Origin of the sequence: Pseudomonas sp. KB_15, from assembly GCF_052114525.1 — a bacterium.
GTDB lineage: Bacteria > Pseudomonadota > Gammaproteobacteria > Pseudomonadales > Pseudomonadaceae > Aquipseudomonas.
In genome coordinates this window covers 52,419-69,648 of the sequence record NZ_JBFREX010000023.1, presented here as the reverse complement: position 1 = coordinate 69,648, position 17,230 = coordinate 52,419, and the positions used below count along the sequence as shown (strand labels likewise).

At 60.1% G+C, this 17,230-nt stretch carries 17 protein-coding genes; 4 read left to right on the top strand and 13 right to left on the bottom strand.

Translation table 11 applies throughout. The annotated features are described in order from the left end of the window. The coding region (locus tag AB4Z35_RS18715; protein WP_442098592.1) for an electron transfer flavoprotein subunit beta/FixA family protein at positions 1-380 on the bottom strand (380 nt) is incomplete at its 3' end. A 548-nt stretch (positions 381-928) separates the two neighbouring features. Between AB4Z35_RS18715 and AB4Z35_RS18710 the strand changes: the two genes are divergently transcribed. Beyond that, the gene (locus AB4Z35_RS18710; protein WP_442098590.1) at positions 929-2,593 is read left to right on the top strand and encodes an electron transfer flavoprotein-ubiquinone oxidoreductase; all 1,665 of its coding nucleotides are present in this window, start codon (positions 929-931) and stop codon (positions 2,591-2,593) included. A 184-nt stretch (positions 2,594-2,777) separates the two neighbouring features. On the opposite strand, the gene AB4Z35_RS18705 is transcribed toward AB4Z35_RS18710, so the two are convergent. Further along, positions 2,778-3,668 (bottom strand): AraC family transcriptional regulator N-terminal domain-containing protein, encoded by an 891-nt coding sequence (locus tag AB4Z35_RS18705; protein ID WP_442098588.1) that lies wholly within the window; start codon positions 3,666-3,668, stop codon positions 2,778-2,780. A 190-nt stretch (positions 3,669-3,858) separates the two neighbouring features. On the opposite strand from AB4Z35_RS18705, the gene AB4Z35_RS18700 reads away from it, so the two are divergent. Beyond that, entirely contained in the window at positions 3,859-4,911 is a 1,053-nt protein-coding gene (locus AB4Z35_RS18700) for an NAD(P)-dependent alcohol dehydrogenase (protein WP_442098587.1), read from the top strand. A gap of 11 nt (positions 4,912-4,922) precedes the next feature. Here the strand turns inward: AB4Z35_RS18700 and AB4Z35_RS18695 are convergent, their stop codons facing one another. The 6 genes from AB4Z35_RS18695 to AB4Z35_RS18670 all read right to left on the bottom strand — a co-directional run bounded on the left by AB4Z35_RS18695 (position 4,923) and on the right by AB4Z35_RS18670 (position 10,685). Then, positions 4,923-5,726: an IclR family transcriptional regulator gene (locus tag AB4Z35_RS18695; RefSeq protein ID WP_116263302.1), complete on the bottom strand. Its 804-nt coding sequence runs from the start codon at positions 5,724-5,726 to the stop codon at positions 4,923-4,925. 60 nt (positions 5,727-5,786) lie between these two features. Continuing rightward, positions 5,787-7,031: an MFS transporter gene (locus AB4Z35_RS18690; protein ID WP_442098586.1), complete on the bottom strand. Its 1,245-nt coding sequence runs from the start codon at positions 7,029-7,031 to the stop codon at positions 5,787-5,789. 82 nt (positions 7,032-7,113) lie between these two features. Beyond that, the gene (gene dgoD / locus AB4Z35_RS18685) at positions 7,114-8,262 is read right to left on the bottom strand and encodes a galactonate dehydratase (RefSeq protein ID WP_008047041.1); all 1,149 of its coding nucleotides are present in this window, start codon (positions 8,260-8,262) and stop codon (positions 7,114-7,116) included. A 47-nt stretch (positions 8,263-8,309) separates the two neighbouring features. Then, positions 8,310-8,930 carry a 2-dehydro-3-deoxy-6-phosphogalactonate aldolase gene (locus tag AB4Z35_RS18680; protein ID WP_442098584.1) on the bottom strand — a complete coding sequence of 207 codons (621 nt, stop codon included), beginning with the start codon at positions 8,928-8,930 and terminating at the stop codon, positions 8,310-8,312. A 19-nt stretch (positions 8,931-8,949) separates the two neighbouring features. Continuing rightward, on the bottom strand, positions 8,950-9,942 hold the full coding sequence (locus tag AB4Z35_RS18675) for a 2-dehydro-3-deoxygalactonokinase (RefSeq protein WP_442098583.1): 993 nt from the start codon (positions 9,940-9,942) through the stop codon (positions 8,950-8,952). Positions 9,943-10,202: 260 nt separating this feature from the next. Continuing rightward, a complete protein-coding gene (locus AB4Z35_RS18670; protein ID WP_108229802.1) occupies positions 10,203-10,685 on the bottom strand; it encodes a GNAT family N-acetyltransferase in 483 nt (160 codons plus the stop codon). A gap of 337 nt (positions 10,686-11,022) precedes the next feature. Between AB4Z35_RS18670 and AB4Z35_RS18665 the strand changes: the two genes are divergently transcribed. Further along, positions 11,023-12,228, top strand: coding sequence for an MFS transporter (locus tag AB4Z35_RS18665; protein WP_442098582.1), 1,206 nt, complete (start codon positions 11,023-11,025; stop codon positions 12,226-12,228). A gap of 81 nt (positions 12,229-12,309) precedes the next feature. Further along, on the top strand, positions 12,310-12,639 hold the full coding sequence (locus AB4Z35_RS18660) for a hypothetical protein (RefSeq protein ID WP_442098580.1): 330 nt from the start codon (positions 12,310-12,312) through the stop codon (positions 12,637-12,639). A 267-nt stretch (positions 12,640-12,906) separates the two neighbouring features. Here the strand turns inward: AB4Z35_RS18660 and AB4Z35_RS18655 are convergent, their stop codons facing one another. The 5 genes from AB4Z35_RS18655 to AB4Z35_RS18635 all read right to left on the bottom strand — a co-directional run bounded on the left by AB4Z35_RS18655 (position 12,907) and on the right by AB4Z35_RS18635 (position 17,184). Continuing rightward, complete coding sequence (locus AB4Z35_RS18655) at positions 12,907-13,467, bottom strand: DUF1285 domain-containing protein (protein WP_007997386.1); 561 nt, start codon at positions 13,465-13,467, stop codon at positions 12,907-12,909. 16 nt (positions 13,468-13,483) lie between these two features. Continuing rightward, entirely contained in the window at positions 13,484-14,092 is a 609-nt protein-coding gene (locus tag AB4Z35_RS18650) for a DUF4823 domain-containing protein (protein ID WP_442098578.1), read from the bottom strand. 171 nt (positions 14,093-14,263) lie between these two features. Continuing rightward, positions 14,264-15,232 (bottom strand): GTP 3',8-cyclase MoaA, encoded by a 969-nt coding sequence (locus AB4Z35_RS18645; RefSeq protein WP_442098577.1) that lies wholly within the window; start codon positions 15,230-15,232, stop codon positions 14,264-14,266. Between the two features lie 137 nt (positions 15,233-15,369). Next, entirely contained in the window at positions 15,370-16,008 is a 639-nt protein-coding gene (locus AB4Z35_RS18640) for a TetR/AcrR family transcriptional regulator (protein WP_007997056.1), read from the bottom strand. A 387-nt stretch (positions 16,009-16,395) separates the two neighbouring features. Continuing rightward, positions 16,396-17,184 (bottom strand): TatD family hydrolase, encoded by a 789-nt coding sequence (locus tag AB4Z35_RS18635; RefSeq protein WP_442098576.1) that lies wholly within the window; start codon positions 17,182-17,184, stop codon positions 16,396-16,398. Positions 17,185-17,230 lie beyond the last annotated feature (46 nt).

Here is a 17,230-nt window from a genome sequence, read left to right as displayed (position 1 = left end):
GTCTGGTTGTTGTCGCTGTCGATGGCCTGTTTGCCAAGGATCACCAGCTGAGGCTGTTCCTTGTCGACAACAGCTTTCAACAGTTTGGCAACGGCCAGGGAAGTCAGATCTTCGGCGGATTCGACGAGGATGGCGCGGTCGGCACCCAGAGCCAGCGCAGTGCGCAGTTGCTCTTGAGCGGTGGACGGGCCGACGGAGACGACGACGATTTCAGTCGCAACACCTTTCTCTTTCAGGCGTACGGCTTCTTCAACGGCGATCTCGCAGAACGGGTTCATCGACATCTTGACGTTGGCAAGATCGACGCCGGAATTGTCCGCCTTGACGCGGACCTTGACGTTGTAATCCACAACGCGTTTGACAGCTACAAGAACCTTCATGGATTCCTCGTTACTCTCCGGTGAAAAGAAAGTCGCCTAGGCGAACCTGGCGGTTGATGCTCATCGGGCGCAAGGGCACCTCTAAAAACGCCGGCAAACGTGTCAAGTGACCATCGCTCATCATGTGAATGACCGTTCGTCAGTGGTGACTGACGAGTCATTCAACATCGCGGCGTGTAAACTGCGCATCAACCCCACGCAGTGCATCACTCTCTACTGCCATCGCCCTGTCTTTAGAGGTGCTCTTGAAACCAACAGCCAGCCTACGGCGAGCGCAAAACCGCCCGTATCTTGACCGGAACGCCTATTCCGGTCAATACGGCAAAATAGCCGTTCATAAGGCGCGTGACTTTGATTTCTCTGGCTTTGAGCCAATTCAAACAAACGTTTGTATTGGACGCTGAGAGTGGTGTAGATATAATGCGCCACCCAAAGAGAAAGGTGGTCAATCGATTGTCCGCTTCCGGCGTTGTGCCGGGATTCATGGATGCGACACCCAACCTCCAAATTAGAAAAAAAACTGTTGAGCCTTGAGTAGGAGATAACCTGTGGAACGCGAATACATGGAATTCGACGTGGTCATCGTCGGTGCCGGCCCCGCTGGTCTTTCCGCCGCCTGCCGCTTGAAGCAGAAGGCCGCCGAAGCCGGTAAGGAAATCAGCGTCTGCGTGGTCGAAAAAGGCTCCGAAGTCGGTGCTCACATTCTGTCCGGTGCCGTGTTCGAACCACGCGCCCTGAACGAACTGTTCCCGGACTGGAAAGAACTTGGCGCGCCGCTGAACACGCCCGTCACCCGCGACGACATCTTCGTTCTTAAGAACGCTGAAAGCGCGCAGAAAGTTCCAGACTTCTTTGTGCCCAAGACCATGCACAACGAAGGCAACTACATCATCTCCCTCGGGAACCTGTGCCGCTGGCTGGCCCAGCAGGCCGAAAACCTGGGCGTAGAAATCTACCCGGGCTTCGCCGCTCAGGAAGCGTTGATCGACGAGAACGGCGTGGTGCGCGGGATCATCACCGGTGACCTGGGCGTCGATCGCGAAGGCCATCCGAAGGAAGGCCTGTACACCCCGGGCATGGAGCTGCGTGGCAAGTACACGCTGTTCGCCGAAGGCTGCCGTGGCCACATCGGCAAGCAGCTGATCAAGCGCTTCAACCTGGACACTGACGCTGATGCCCAGCACTACGGCATCGGCCTGAAAGAAATCTGGGAARTCGACCCGGCCAAGCACCAGCCTGGCCTGGTGGTGCACACCGCCGGTTGGCCGATGGACATCATGGGCACCGAGAACACCGGTGGTTCGTTCCTCTATCACCTGGAAAACAACCAGGTAGTGGTTGGTCTGATCGTCGACCTGTCCTACAGCAACACCTACCTGTCGCCGTTCGACGAGTTCCAGCGCCTCAAGCATCACCCGGTGCTCAAGCAGTACCTGGAAGGCGGCAAGCGCATCAGCTACGGCGCCCGCGCCATCTGCAAGGGCGGCCTGAACTCGCTGCCGAAAATGGTCTTCAAGGGCGGCGCGCTGATCGGTTGCGACCTCGGCACCCTGAACTTCGCCAAGATCAAGGGCAGCCACACCGCGATGAAGTCCGGCATGCTCGCCGCCGATTCCGTGGCTGATGCACTGTTCGCCGACAAGGATGGCACCGAAGAACTGACCACTTACGTCGACGCATTCAAGAAGAGCTGGCTCTACGAAGAACTGTTCGCCAGCCGCAACTTCGGCCCGGCGATCCACAAGTTCGGCGCCATCGTCGGTGGTGGTTTCAACTGGCTGGACCAGAACATCTTCGGCGGCAAACTGCCGTTCACCTTGCACGACACCAAGCCGGATTACGCTTGCCTGAAGCTGGCGGCCGACTGCAAGAAGATCGACTACCCGAAACCCGACGGCAAGATCAGCTTCGACAAGCTCAGCTCGGTGTTCATCTCCGGTACCAACCACGAAGAAGAGCAGCCGTGCCACCTGAAGCTGGCCGATCCAAGCATCCCGATCAGCAAGAACCTGCCGCTGTACGATGAGCCTGCCCAGCGTTACTGCCCGGCTGGTGTGTATGAAGTGATCACCAAGGAAGACGGCGAGAAGCGCTTCCAGATCAACGCCCAGAACTGCGTTCACTGCAAGACCTGCGACATCAAGGACCCTGCACAGAACATCACCTGGGTGACACCGGAAGGCTCTGGCGGCCCGACTTACCCGAACATGTAAGCCGAACCGCGAACATCAAGGCTCCCGAAACGGGGGCCTTTTTGTTGCCTGTGGTTTGAGCCACACCATAAAACCAATGTAGGAGCGAGCCTGCTCGCGATAGCGGCGCATCAGACAACATTGATGCCGACTGGTACGCCCTCATCGCGAGCAGGCTCGCTCCTACAGGAGACCCATTGCCAATTCAGGCTGCGCGTTCATCCCCCGGATTACGCTCGAAGTAGCGCTTGTACTCGCGACTGAACTGCGACGTGCTCTGATACCCCACCCGATGCGCCACCTGCGCCACGCCCAGTCCCTCGGCCATCAGCAATGCCTGCGCCTTGAGCAAGCGCAGGCGTTTCAGGTACTGCACCGGCGACAATAACGTGCTGCGCTTGAAATGCTCGTGGAACGTCGAAAGGCTCATGTTCGCGCAACTGGCCAGCGTTTCAACATTCAACGGTTCGGTGAAATGCGCATGCAGATGATTGAGCGAGGCCGCGATCCGCGCGAACTGCCCCTGTTGCTCGACCAGCGCCCGCAGCACATCTGCCTGAGGTCCGCGCAACGCAACGAACAACAACTCGCGCAAGCGCGCCTGCCCCATGATCCGGCTCTCCAGCGGATCGTGCAGGCACCGCAGCAGCCGTTCGACACAACCGCGCATGGCGTCATCGAGCACTGCCGAGGTCATCGACTCCGGTGTTTGCGCCGGAATATGCCGCCCCGGTGCCAAGCCCATCGCCAACACCAACTCGCCCAGCATCACCCGGTCTATCGCGACCGACACGCCGAGCATCGGCCCGTCCGGCGCGGCAAAGGTTTCACACTCGAACGGCACCGGCAGGGCCTGAATCAGATAGTGCCCTGCCCCGTATTCAAGGGTGCGCGGCCCCAGATACGCCAGTTTACTGCCCTGGGCGATGATCACCAGGCTCGGTTCGTAGATCTGCGGCCCACGGGCCACATCGCAACTGGCACGCAGAACCTGCACGCCGGGTAATGCGGTCGGGACGAAACCATCGCGGGTGGACAGTGGTTCGATCAGCGAAACCAGGGGGGCATTGGCATCAAGGTGACGGGTCAACAGCATCGGAGCTCTTCACAAAAAAATCACGGAAAAAGGGACGAAAGCATCATCGCAGATCCGCTGACCAATTCGACGGCTCACACCCGCATGCCGGAGGAATAGGCATGACACCCGGAGGAATCGCCATGGCCGGTACTGGGGACGACGCCCAGAATGAACCACCTCACCCATCAGCGCTTTAGCGAGGTTCACCATGTACACCGCCATCGGATACGCCGCCCAGTCGGCCACCACTCCCCTCGCCCCGGTCAAATTCGAACGCCGCAGTCCACGGGCTGACGACGTTGCCATCGAGATTCTCTACTGCGGCGTCTGCCATTCCGACATCCATCAGGCCCGCAACGAGTGGGGCATTGCCGTTTACCCGCTGATGCCTGGCCACGAAATCGTAGGCAAAGTTACCGCCGTCGGTGCGAATGTCACCAAGCACAAAGTCGGCGATCTGGTCGGTGTCGGCTGCATGGTCGACTCGTGCCGCAGCTGTGAAGCTTGCCAGGCCAACCTCGAGCAATACTGCCTCGAAGGCCCGACCATGACCTACGCCACCCCGGACCGGGTCGACGGCAGCAACACCATGGGCGGTTACTCCGACAGCATCGTGGTCAGCGAGCACTTCGTGGTGCGCATCCCCGAGAAACTGGCCCTGGCCAGCGCCGCGCCGATCCTGTGCGCCGGCATCACCACCTACTCGCCGCTCAAGCATTACGGCGTGAAGCCCGGCGACAAGGTCGGGATTCTCGGCATGGGCGGCCTCGGCCATATGGGCATCAAGTTCGCCAAGGCCATGGGCGCCGAAGTGACGCTGTTCACCCGTTCGGCAAGCAAGGCCGAAGAGGCTCGCCGTCAGGGCGCGGACCATGTGATCGTGTCCACCGATGACGCCCGGATGCAGGCTGCCGCCGGTTACTTCGATTTCCTGCTCGACACCATTCCGGTGCAGCACGACCTCAACCCTTACCTCGATACGCTGCGTTTCGACGGCGTGCATATTCTGGTGGGGTTGATCGAACCGGTGGAGCCACCGGTGCATGCAGCCAAACTGGTATTGGGGCGACGGGTGCTGGCCGGCTCGCTGATCGGCGGCATCGCCGAAACCCAGGAAGTGCTGGATTTCTGCGCCGAGCACAACATCACCTGTGACATCGAAATGCTCGACATCCACCAGATCAACGAGGCTTACGCCCGCATGATTGCAGGTGACGTGAAATACCGCTTCGTCATCGACATGGCGACATTGAAGCTCTGAACCTTCAAGGCTTAAACCTTCAAACCAAGCTCCGCCGACAGCCGGGCCGTGACCCCTTTGATCAGGGGAATCAGCTCGGCCATCTTTTCCAGCGGCATGTACGGCACGGTGCTGGCGATGCTGATGCCGGCGACGATGCGCTTGCTGGCATCGCGGACCGGCGCCGCCACGCAACGGATCGACGGCTCGTTATCTTCCAGATCGAAGGCGTAGCCGCCGGCCACGTACTCGACCATACGCTGCTCGAACTGCTCCCAGGATTGCTCCGGGTGCTGCGGCCAGAATTGATTTTTCCCACCCACCGGCAGGCTGACTTCGTACAGGCGCTGCCACTCTTGCGGCGAATCATCGAGCATCAGCGCCTTGCCGATCCCGGTACGCGCCAACGGCATGCGATGGCCGACCCGCGAGCGCATTTCCGGGCCATTGCGCCCCGGATTCTTGTGCAGGTACAGCACTTCGTCGCCTTCACGAATGGCCAGGTGAATGGTGTCGCCGGTCAACGCCGACAACTCATCCAGATACGGCCCGGCCAGGGTCACCAACGGCAATTCTTCACGGGCCTGAAAGCCCAACTCGATCAGTTTCGGCCCCAGCAGATAACCGACTTGCGGCACCACCCGCAGATAACGCTCGTCCACCAGGCAACTGGCCAGGCGATGGGTGGTGCTACGCGTGGTGCCGATCAGCCGGGCGATTTCCTTGAGATCGCGGGCGCCGCTGGCCACGGCCTGAACCACACCCAGCCCGCGAAGCAGGGTCTGGGTGCCGGTCGGAGCGGCATCCTTGGCGATTTTTGGGGCGTCTTCCTGCATATCCAGCCTTTACCGTTGAGCGAGTGAACGGGCGGCATTATGGTCGCCCGAATGCCACGACTACAACTTGATACGCTCGACCTTACCCACCAGCAAGATGTAGGAAAGTGCACCAATCAACGCCAGCACCGAGATGTAGGTGATCGCCGGGGCGAAAGAATCACCTGTCGCGAGGAAGCCGATCACGATAGGCGTGGCAATCGCCGACAGGTTGCCGATGAAGTTGAACACCCCGCCGGTCAGCCCGAGCAATCGCGCCGGGGCGAGCGTCGACACCAGCGACCAGGTGATGGAAGCCAGGCCATTGCCGAAGAACGCCAGTGCGAGGAAGGCAATCACCAGCGGCGTCGACTCGACAAAGTTGGCGCCGATGATCGAGGTGGAGATCAGCAAGCCGCTGATGATCGGCAACTTGCGGGCGAAACCTACCGTGTAGCCGCGACGGATCAACCAGTCGGAGAAGAACCCCGAACACAGCACGCCGACGAAGGCTGCGAGAAACGGCAGTGACGCCAACAGGCCGGACTTGATGAAGTCCATGCCGCGATATTTCACCAGGTAGGTCGGGAACCACGTCAGAAAAAACCACAACGTCGAGTTGAGGCAAAACTGGCCGAGGTAGATGCCCCACAACTTGCGTTTGCTCAGAACGATACCGAGATCGGTCCAGCTGAATTTGGCTTTGACTTTGGCTTGTTCAGCCTGGATATCCACTAACCCGCCGCCCTCGCGGATCAGGTCGATTTCCGCGTCATTGGCGCCTTTGAAATCCCGGGGCTCGCGATACACCGCGTACCAGATCACCGCCCACAGAATGCCCGCCGCGCCGGTGGTGACGAACACCATGTGCCAGCCGAATTCATGCTGCAGCCAGGCCAGTACCGGCGTCAGGAAGGCCAGGCCGACGAATTGCCCGGAGGTGTAGAAACCGATGGCCGTGGCGCGCTCGCGCTCGGGGAACCAGGTGGTGACCACGCGGCTGTTGATCGGATACGCCGGTGCTTCCAGGGCACCGACCGCCATGCGCAACACGAACAGCGCGATGAAGCTGCCGGCGAAGCCGAGCATCACCGTGGCAACCGACCACAGCAACAAGGCGACGCTGTAAAGGATGCGCGGTGGCACGCGATCCACCAGCCAGCCGCCGGGGATTTGCATCGCGGCGTAGGTCCAGCCGAAGGCAGAGAAGATCAGGCCGACGTGGATCGGATCGATGCCCAACTCACTGGTCAATGCCGGGGCGGCAATCGACAGGTTGCTGCGGTCCAGGTAGTTGATCACCACAGTGATGAACAACAGGACCATGATGAAAAAACGCTTGCGGTGACTGACWGGACGCTTTCGCGAGCAASCCCGCTCCCACAGGGTTCAGTGGTGTGTCAGGTACTCACCACTCGGCAAAACTGCCATCGGCATGGCGCCAGATCGGGTTGCGCCAGCGGTGGCCGATGGCGGCGCGTTCGATGACGTATTCCTCGTTTATCTCGATGCCCAGGCCCGGGCCGTTCGGGATCTTCACGAAGCCTTTGTCGTAGTCGAACACCCGCGGGTCTTTCACGTAGTCGAGCAGGTCGTTGCTCTCGTTGTAGTGGATGCCCAGGCTCTGTTCCTGGATGAACGCGTTGTAGCAGGCCGCGTCCAGTTGCAGGCAGGCCGCCAGGGCAATCGGACCCAGCGGGCAATGCAGCGCCAGCGCCACGTCGTAGGCTTCGGCCATGTTGGCGATCTTGCGGGTTTCGGTGATGCCGCCGGCGTGGGAGGCATCCGGCTGGATGATGTCGACGTAGCCTTCGCTGAGCACACGCTTGAAATCCCAGCGCGAGAACAGCCGCTCCCCCAAGGCAATCGGCGTACTGGTCAATGGGGCCAGCTCTTTCAGCGCTTCATAGTTTTCGCTGAGCACCGGCTCTTCGATGAACATCAGCTTGTATGGATCAAGCTCCTTCATCAGCACCTTGGCCATGGGCTTGTGCACCCGGCCATGGAAGTCCACGCCGATGCCGACGTTCGGGCCGACGGCATCGCGCACGGCGGCGACGTTGGCCAGGGCCTGGTCGACCTTGTCGAAGGTATCGAGGAATTGCAGTTCTTCGGTGCCGTTCATTTTTACCGCGGTAAAGCCGCGCTCGACGGCTTCTTTCGCCGCCCGTGCGGTATCCGCCGGACGGTCACCGCCGATCCACGAATACACACGAATCTTGTCCCGCACCTGGCCACCCAACAGGTCGCTGACCGACACGCCAAGCGCCTTGCCCTTGATGTCCCACAAGGCCTGGTCGATCCCGGCCAGGGCGCTCATGTGGATCGCGCCGCCCCGGTAGAAGCCGCCTCGGTACAGCACGGTCCAGATATCTTCGATGTTGCGTGGGTCTTTGCCGATCAGGTAGTCGGACAATTCCTCAACGGCAGCGGCAACGGTGTGGGCGCGGCCTTCGACCACGGGCTCGCCCCAACCGGTGACGCCCTCGTCGGTTTCGACCTTGAGGAAGCACCAGCGCGGCGGAACGATGAAGGTGGTCAGCTTGGTGATTTTCATCTGCTTGTCTCTCTTATTGGATGCAGCGCTCGCAGCGCCAAAAAGTCTTAGCGAAGGGCTTTCCAGGCAGCGACATAGGCCTTGGCATTGGCCGCCACTTGCGCAGGCGTCATGCCCGGTTTGAACAGGCCGGAACCGAGGCCGAAACCTTTGACACCGGCGTCGATAAACACCTGCATGTTGTCCGGGGTGATGCCGCCGACCGGCACAAGAATGGTTCCGGCGGGCAGCACCGCGAGCCAGGCTTTGACGACCGCCGGACCCATCTGCTCGGCCGGGAACATCTTCAGCACATCCGCGCCTTCGGCCAGCGCAGCGAAGGCTTCAGTGGGTGTGGCGACACCGGGCGACAGGTACAGCCCCGCCGCTTTCGCCGCGCGCAGCACCTTCGGATCGCTATGGGGCATGACGATCACCTGGCCGCCCGCCGCTTTCACCTGTACGACCTGCTCCGGCGTCAACACCGTGCCGGCACCGATCAGGCAGTCGGCGGGCAAGGTACTGCGCAGGATGCGGATACTTTCGTACGGCTCCGGGGAATTGAGCGGCACTTCGATGACGCGAAATCCGGCGGCGTACAGGACTTCGCCGATGGCGGCCGCTTCTTGCGGGCGCAGGCCACGCAGGATCGCGATCAGGCCGTTTTGTGCCAGCGCTTGTTTGAGCATGTCGGGCCTCCAGGCAGGTTTAACGGGATGCGGTGGACGTGACCAGGCCGGCGGCGAGCGCCAGTTGCCACAATCCGCGTTCGGTGGCCTGTTCGGCCAGGGTCACCCGGGCAAAACCGCAGGCGTCGAGCGCACGGCTGTAGCGGGCACAGAGTTGGGTATTACCGATGAGGATGATCGAAGGCAGGTGCACGCTGTTGCGCCGACGCCGTTGCACGCCAGCCAGGGCTGACAATTCGTGGCCGATCAGCAGGCCGGACAGATAATCCGCCTGGGCGGTAGCGCTCAATTCGCCAGTCAGGCCCAGGCTGCGGGCGCTGAACATCGTCGACAGAGGACCGATTTCACCGTCCGCCGACAACGCGACCCGCACACCGCGATCAAACGCATCGCCATCGAAAGACGCGCCACGCTGTTGGGTGCGTCCGAGAATGCTGTGTTCACTGAGCACGGCGAAAACTTCGCCGGTCATGAACGTATCGAAATGCACGATGCAGCCGTCGGCCACTTCCACCCATTTCGAGTGGCTGCCCGGCAGGCCGATCAGCAGATCAGCCCCCGCCTCGCCCGCCAGGTTTTGCAGCACACCGAGCACCTGGGTTTCTTCGCCGCGCATCACGTTCGGCAAATGCGAACGCTGGATGACGCCGGGCACAATGTGCACATCGACGCCGCGCAGGCTGCGCACGGTTTGCAAGGAAGTACCGAGAGTGGCGACGTTCGCCGGCGTGTCGCGGTAGGCCGCTTCGCTCCAGCCCTGGGCGCTGCCGACCATGCCGCAGGCAATCACCGGCAAATCCGGCTGGGTATCGAGCCAGTCGCCGCAAGCCTCATCGAAGGCCAGTTCGAAACCGTCAGTGCATTTCCGGCCGGCAATGATTCGCGGCGCTTTCGGCAGCTGCATGATCCCCGACGACAGCGAACGCTGTTCGAGCACCTGGCCACCTTCAGCCAATTTGTAAGCACGGAGTGAGGTCGTCCCCCAATCGAGCGCGATCAATTGCGCCTGCATCGCTTCACCTGTTTTGGTTTTTGGCAGTGAGTGAGCAGGACTATAAACCCAGGCGCCGGGAAATCTCAATATATAAATATCAATCCCATATATTGAGATGCAGACAAAAAAAACCACCGCCTACGGTAGCTCCCTGGAATGCATTCCCCTGTAGGAGCTAGCTTGCTAGCGATGGTCGTCAACGATAAAGCGGAAAGCCTGACACCCCATGGTGTTTTCGATTTCTTCGCGAGCAGGCTCGCTCCTACAGGGGATACCGCTCAACTGCCCTCGGCGAACTCGCGCAATACTTTTCCATCCATCCGATACCGAACCCACTCCTCCTGCGGCTGCGCGCCCAGGGATTTGTAGAATTCGATAGCCGGCGTATTCCACTCCAGCACGCTCCACTCGAAACGGCCACAGTCGTTGGCGCAGGCGATTTTCGCCAGATGCCGCAGCAGGGTCTTCCCCGCACCACCGCCGCGCTGTTGCGGAGTGATGTAAAGGTCTTCGAGGTACAGGCAATTGCTGCCCAACCAGGTGGAATAGCTGAAGAAGAACACCGCGAAACCGATGGGTGCGCCGTCGCGCAGGCAGATCAGGCCATGGGCGGTGGCGCCTTCGCTGAACAGGCTGCGCTCGATATCGGCAACACTGGCGATGACTTCATGGCGGGCACGTTCGTAGTCGGCCAGTTCAGTGATGAACGCGAGGATTTGCGGTGCGTCACTGGGGGTCGCCGGGCGGATTTCGATCGTCATGGACGTGCCTTGTCAAAAGAGGAAAACGCCATACTAAGTCGGCGCAATATTTGTGGCGAGGGGGCTTGCCCCCGTTGGCCTGCGAAGCAGGCCCTTTCTTAGCGATCGCATTACACCAGAAAGATTCCAGTGTGCTTATTGGGGTTGCTGCGCAACCCAACGGGGGCAAGCCCCCTCACCACAAGCAAGCCCCCTCGCCACAAAAGCCCCTTGCCAAAAAAATGGATCTTCACTCCGGCCTCCACTAATCCTGGCATCGATAACCTCGGACCTAACATTCGGGCACTGCGTGGTTAGATAGCCGCGCTGCTCATTTTCCCGGTCAAGGAACCGCGTCATGTCTTGCGCAACACCTCCTGTATCAACCAAGTTGTTCGGCCTGTTTTGCCTCGCTAGTTACCTGTTGTCGTTGTCCTACGGCTCGACTTTTTTGCTGTCGCTGTTGATCAGCTCGCGTGGTGGCAACGAGCACGACGCCGGCAGTGTGATTTCGACAGCGATGCTCAGTACCTTTGCGGCGGTGATTGTTTCCGGTCATTTGTCCGACTTGCTCGGTGCCGCCCGATCGGTGGCGCTGTTCGGTGTATTGCTGGTAGCGGCCAGCCTGGGCTTCGCCCTGACTCCGGGCTTCGGTCAACCGCTGTTGTTTTTCGGGCTGCTGCTGGGCCTGGGCTGGGGCGTGTTCTACACCCTCGGGCCGATCATCGTGGCAAGCCTGGTGACACCCGCACAGCGTGCCAGGTACTTCGCCCTGCTGTCGGGCAGCATGATGACCGGGATCGGCAGTGGCCCGTTGCTCGGCCGCGCCGCGAGTGCGCTCGGTTATCCGGTGACGGCGGCGTTTTATCTGGCGGCGCTGGCCAGCCTGACCGGGGTATTTCTGTTCTGGCGCCTGGATCGACAACTGAAACCGGCGCCCGCGCAATCGAGCAACGTGTCGCGGATTTCCTGGCGTGCAGCAGGTCTGGTGCTGTCGTCCAGGGCCGTATTCCCGATCATCATGGTCGGCCTTGGTGGCTGTGTGTTCGGCGGTCTGTCGAGCTTTCAAACCAGTTATGCCGCAGCGCGCTCGCTCGACTATTCGCTGTTCTTCCTCGGCTTCATGAGTGCGGCGATCAGCGGCCGCATGCTGGTTGCCGGTTTCGTGGTCAAGCGCGATCCATTCCGTGCATCGTGTCTGCTTTCGGGGCTGATGCTCGCATCGATCGTGATGTTCGGTTTTGTCGTCGACAGCAGCGTCAGCTACGTGCTCGCGGCGGTGATACTCGGGATCGGTTACGGCCTGACCTACTCGGTGATCAACGGCCTGGCCGCCAATGAAGCGCCGAACGGCACCACCGCACAATCCTTGCTACTGTTCAGCCTGTCGTACTTCATCGGCGTGTTCGGTTTTCCCTTGCTGGCCGGGAAAATCATCGTCGAGCAGGGCATGGCCACGCTGTTGCTCACGGTGTTGGCGGTCGCTGCGCTCAACTGGTTGATCACCGTGGGCCGGTTGATCTGGCGAAGAGCTACAGCGGTCAGGGCATTGGAGCAGGCCTGAGCCGTTCGTCGCCAATAATGCACCCATCCAGATCGAGGGCGTACTAATCAGGTAAGGACTCTATCCGTTGGAGACAACACCATGATCCTGTCCAGGTTGACCGCCCTCGTTCTCACCGTCTTGCTGTCTTCTGCTGCGTTCGCCGGGACCATCGGCTCGAGCACCGGCCCGACCAACCCGGTGGAAAAGCCAAGGGCACCGGCGATCCAGAGTGCCCCCGGCATGAACACCGATGGCACGACGATCGACAAAAACCTGCCGCCCTCCACCGGCACCGACCCGCGGACTCAAGGCGAGGATGCAGGACGTCAGGGCGGTATGATTTTACCAGGCAGCAAAACCCCCAGCAGCGGCGGACTCGGCTCGACCACCAGCGGCAGTTCGGGTGATGACGACGATGACAACCAATAGTTGCCAGTTTGAGGACAGAAGCCCGGGCGAAGAATATTGCGCTGGCAGAAATTGATTGAGGCGCTGCGCAAGGCAAGTCAGTGCCAGATCATGTGTTGAGTTTCAGCGCCTCTTCGCGGGCAAGCCCGCTCCCACAGGGGCGCTGCGACATACAAATAATTTGCGCATCACATAGAACAACTGTGGGAGCGGGCTTGCCCGCGAAGGCGTCGTCACATCCAGCACTTACATGTCAGACAGACCGCATTCGCGAGCAAGCCCGCAGTGTCAGGGCTCAAGACCGATGGGGAAAAACTCACCGCCACTCCATACACCGAGCCAGCGCTGGCCGTCGATCTCGCGACTCACCGCAAGTTCCACCAATTGATAGAACACATTGCGATGAATCAACGCTTCAAGATTGCTGCGCACATGCACGTAAGGGGCTGGCTCCTGCGTTACCGGGTCGGTGACCACACGCAGCGGATGCCCCACACCGGCCTCGGTGGTTTCCTCGACGTTGGTGGTAAAGCGCAACAGCTGCGCCTCGCCTTCGCCTTCCACGTCCACCGCAATCGCCACGAACGGCGCATCGTCGACCTTGATGCCGACCTTTTCGACCGGAGTGATCAGGAAGTAATCATCGCCATCACGGCGAATGATGGTGGAGAACAGTTTGACCATCGGCTTGCGCCCGATCGGGGTGCCCAGGTAATACCAGGTGCCGTCCCGGGCGATGCGCATGTCGATGTCGCCGCAGAAATCGGGATTCCACAGGTGCACCGGCGGCAAGCCTTTGGTCTTGGGGATTTGCCCCAGCAAGTCGTTGGCTTTTTGCGGGCCACTCATGACGTTCTCCTCGGGATTACTGGTCGCTGAGCCCCAACAGGCTGCGCGCGTATTGTTCCAGCGGCGGGCCCATCAGGTCTTCGGTTTTTTTATCGTGGAACGTCAGTAAACCGCCACGACTCTTGATGGTCGCAGTATCAATCAAATACTGGGTGCTGGTCTCGATCAACATGATCTGAATCATACCGCTGTCGATGCCGAGACGATCCAGGGCCTCCTGATCCAGCCACTCGTCCGAGTTGCCGATACGGTCGTCAGACTTGGCAAATCGGGTGTAGAGCAGATAGTGCGCACCGGCGGCACGGGCTTCGACCATGGCCTGGTCGAGGCCTTCCGGCGCAGGGGCACGGCGGACCATCGGGAAGTATTCGACGAAGCCATCGAACGCGACTTCGGCAATCACGTTGGGCCGTGGATAAACCGCGCTGCCCGGCGGCATGAAAGCGCCTTGAGCGATGTAGACGAACGAGTCCGGCTGGATGCGCAGGTTGTTTACGCGACGGCTGTCACTGTGATCGAGCAACCCCGCATCGCTCATATGGTAACGAGTCCCTTCGGCCATATCGCTGACGTTCATGCAGCCACCAAGTGCCAAAACGGCCAGCAGCAAAACCAGGCTACGCATCCTATCCTCCAGAGGCCGGTGTCGGAAAACCGGCGAATGGCCGTAGGATGCAGCTTTTGCGCCAGCTCAAGTTGATCGTTGCCTGATCAAACGCAATCGCGGGCAAGCCACGCTCCCACAGGATTTGCGCAAATTCTTGTGGGAGCGTGGCTTGCCCGCGATGAGGCCGGATCAGCCGCCGATAATTTTCATGACCGTCGCGCCACCGGAGAACGCCACTTCCTGCTTGTCCCCCAAGGCTTTCACCAAGAGTCTCTGTAGCGCCGGCAGCGCCTGGTGGCGCGGCTTGTCCAGCAGGTCGCCGATGTAATGGCGATTGCTCGATGACAGGCAGCCATGCAGCCACCCGGTGGAAGATAAGCGCAAGCGAGAACAGGTCCGGCAGAAAGGCACGCTCTCGTTGGCGATCACGCCGAAATAACCCTGGCCGGGAATTTCATAACGAACGGCCGTCGCATCGACCGGAGCATCGGCCTGCAGGTATTCGTAGCGCTCGCCGATCAGGCTCAGCAACTGCTGGAGGCTGACGAACTGTTGCAGAAAGGCGTTGGAATCGTTGGCCAGGTGGCCCATGCGCATCAGCTCGATGAAGCGCAGTTCATAACCGCGCTCCAGGCAGTAGTCGAGCAGCGGCATCACTTGGTCAAGGTTCTGCCCGCGCAGCGGCACCATGTTGACCTTGATCTTCATGCCGGCCGCACTTGCCTCGCTCATGCCGTTGAGCACAGTGGCCAGATCGCCGCCCCGGGCAATGCTGCGGAACGCACTCGCATCGAGGGTATCGAGGGAAACGTTGAGGCGCCGAATGCCGGCGTACACCAGCAGCGGCAGTTTCTTCGCCAGCAACTGGCCATTGGTGGTCAGGCTGATGTCTTCCAGGCCCATCTGCCCGACCGCCGTCATGAACGCTTCGAGTTTCGGGCTGACCAGCGGCTCGCCGCCAGTAATGCGCAGACGCTCTATCCCCGCCGCTTCAATCAGATAAGCCACACCGCGCGCCATGGCTTCGGCCGACAATTCATCCTGCGCAGCCACCAGCCGCTTGCCATTGGGCACGCAGTAGGTACAGGCGTAATTGCAGGCTGAGGTCAGACTGATTCGCAAGTTGCGAAAACGCCTGCCTTGACGGTCAACGATCATGGTCACTCCGGCGGAAGAATATCGGGCCGCTAAAACTTGACTCAGAAATCAAGTTTTAGCAAGTCCTCTACCTGAGTATATTCCTGCGGCACTGCGCCAAGTAGCGAAATCATGGCGCAATAAGGCAACTGAATGGCTCAGCTGCTGGGCGTGTCGGTGTCGCGCTTGCGCTTGTTACCCATGCGCACGCCGATATCCATCAAGAACTGGAAGAAGCCTTCCTGATCTTCCAGCACATTGCTCCAGAACGGCGAGTGATACAGCGCGACGGCACCGTGCACCAGCGCCCAGGACGCGCAGTAATGGAAGTAAGGTGGCACATCTTCCAGCTTGCCTTCGCTGATCCGGCCCTTGATCAGCAGGGTCAAGCGTTCGAAGTTCGAGGCACGGATCTTGTGCAGCTCCTCGATCATCTCCGGCACCTGGTTGCCCTTGACCACTTTCTCTTCGAGGCGGTCGAACAGGCGATAGCGTTGTGGATCGCGCATGCGGAATTCGAAGTACGCCCGGGACAGGGCTTCCTTGTCCTTGTCGACATCGGCCGAATGCAGCAGAGCGTTCAAATCGCGCTCGTAGTCGAGCATCAGGCGCAGATAGATTTCCGCCTTGGATTTGAAGTGCTTGTAGATCGTGCCTTTGCCGATACCGACGGCATCAGCAATCATCTCGACGGTGACACTGTCTTCACCTTGTTCGAGGAACAGCTTGAGCGCGGTATCGAGAATTTCCTGCTCGCGGCGACGAAACTCACGGACCTTACGAGGTTCTTTATGCATAAGAAAAGGTCTGTCGGGGTCAAAATTCGAAGCCGCGTATTATGCCTAACTTGCGCAAAAATGCACGGATCATCCGACCACATCTGCGCTTTCTGGTCATTTTGCGTACGTTTAGAGGTTGATGAGAACTCTTCCGAAGCGCACGTATTCCAAATTTGTTTAAAAACCCTGACCAGCAAACTGGACTAGGCGCAATCCTGATCAATACTTGAACTGTCGGCGGGGCATCTCCCCCAAGTGTCACGCCGATATTGGTACCAACGGACCGCGTGCCATTGTTTTACTCCTAATGGTCTTAACCCGGATTCACCCCCCAGAACCCGGGTTTTTTTTGCCTGCGATTTAACCTTGTGGGAGCGAGCCTGCTCGCGAAAGCGGCTTTGAACCCTAAACTGATTTCACATGCGCCAACGGAAACAACCGCTTGAAGTTCTCAGTGGTCTGCTCGGCAAATCGCTCGTAGGGTTCACCACGCAACATTGCCAGAAATTCCGCTACCTCACGCACGTACTGCGGCAGGTTTGGCTTGCCGCGATAGGGAATCGGCGCCAGGTACGGCGAGTCGGTTTCCACCAGCAACCGGTCGGCCGGCACCTTGCTGGCAACATCGCGCAACGCGTCGGCATTGCGAAAAGTGACAATCCCGGAAAGGGAAATGTAATAGCCCATGTCCAGCGCGGCCTTCGCCATCTCCCAGTCTTCGGTAAAGCAATGCAATACGCCCGCCTGGGGCAGCGCCGCTTCACGCAACAAGTCCAGGGTATCGGTGCGGGCGCCACGGGTGTGGATGATCACCGGTTTGCCGGTCTGCTGCGCCGCTTGCAGGTGCAGGCGAAACGATTCCTGCTGTAACTGCGCCGCTTCCGGCTCGTAGTGGTAGTCCAGGCCGGTTTCGCCGATGGCGACCACACGCGGGTGATTGAGCTCCTGCAACAGCCAGTCCAGCGCTGGCGCGGCGCCCGGCTGCACATCCAGAGGGTGCACGCCCACCGAGCAGTCGACATCGTCATAACGTTCGGCCAGGGCTTTGACATCGGCCGCGTTGTCCGCGCTGACACCGATACACAGAAAGTGCCCTACCCCGCGTTGCCGGGCAGCCTCCAGGGCGGCATCCAGGGAGCCGTCGTGGGCGGCCAGGTCGAGGCGATCAAGGTGACAATGGGAATCTACGAGCATAAAGGGCTGCAACTTACATCGAATGGGTGGGACGGTCGGGTGTTCC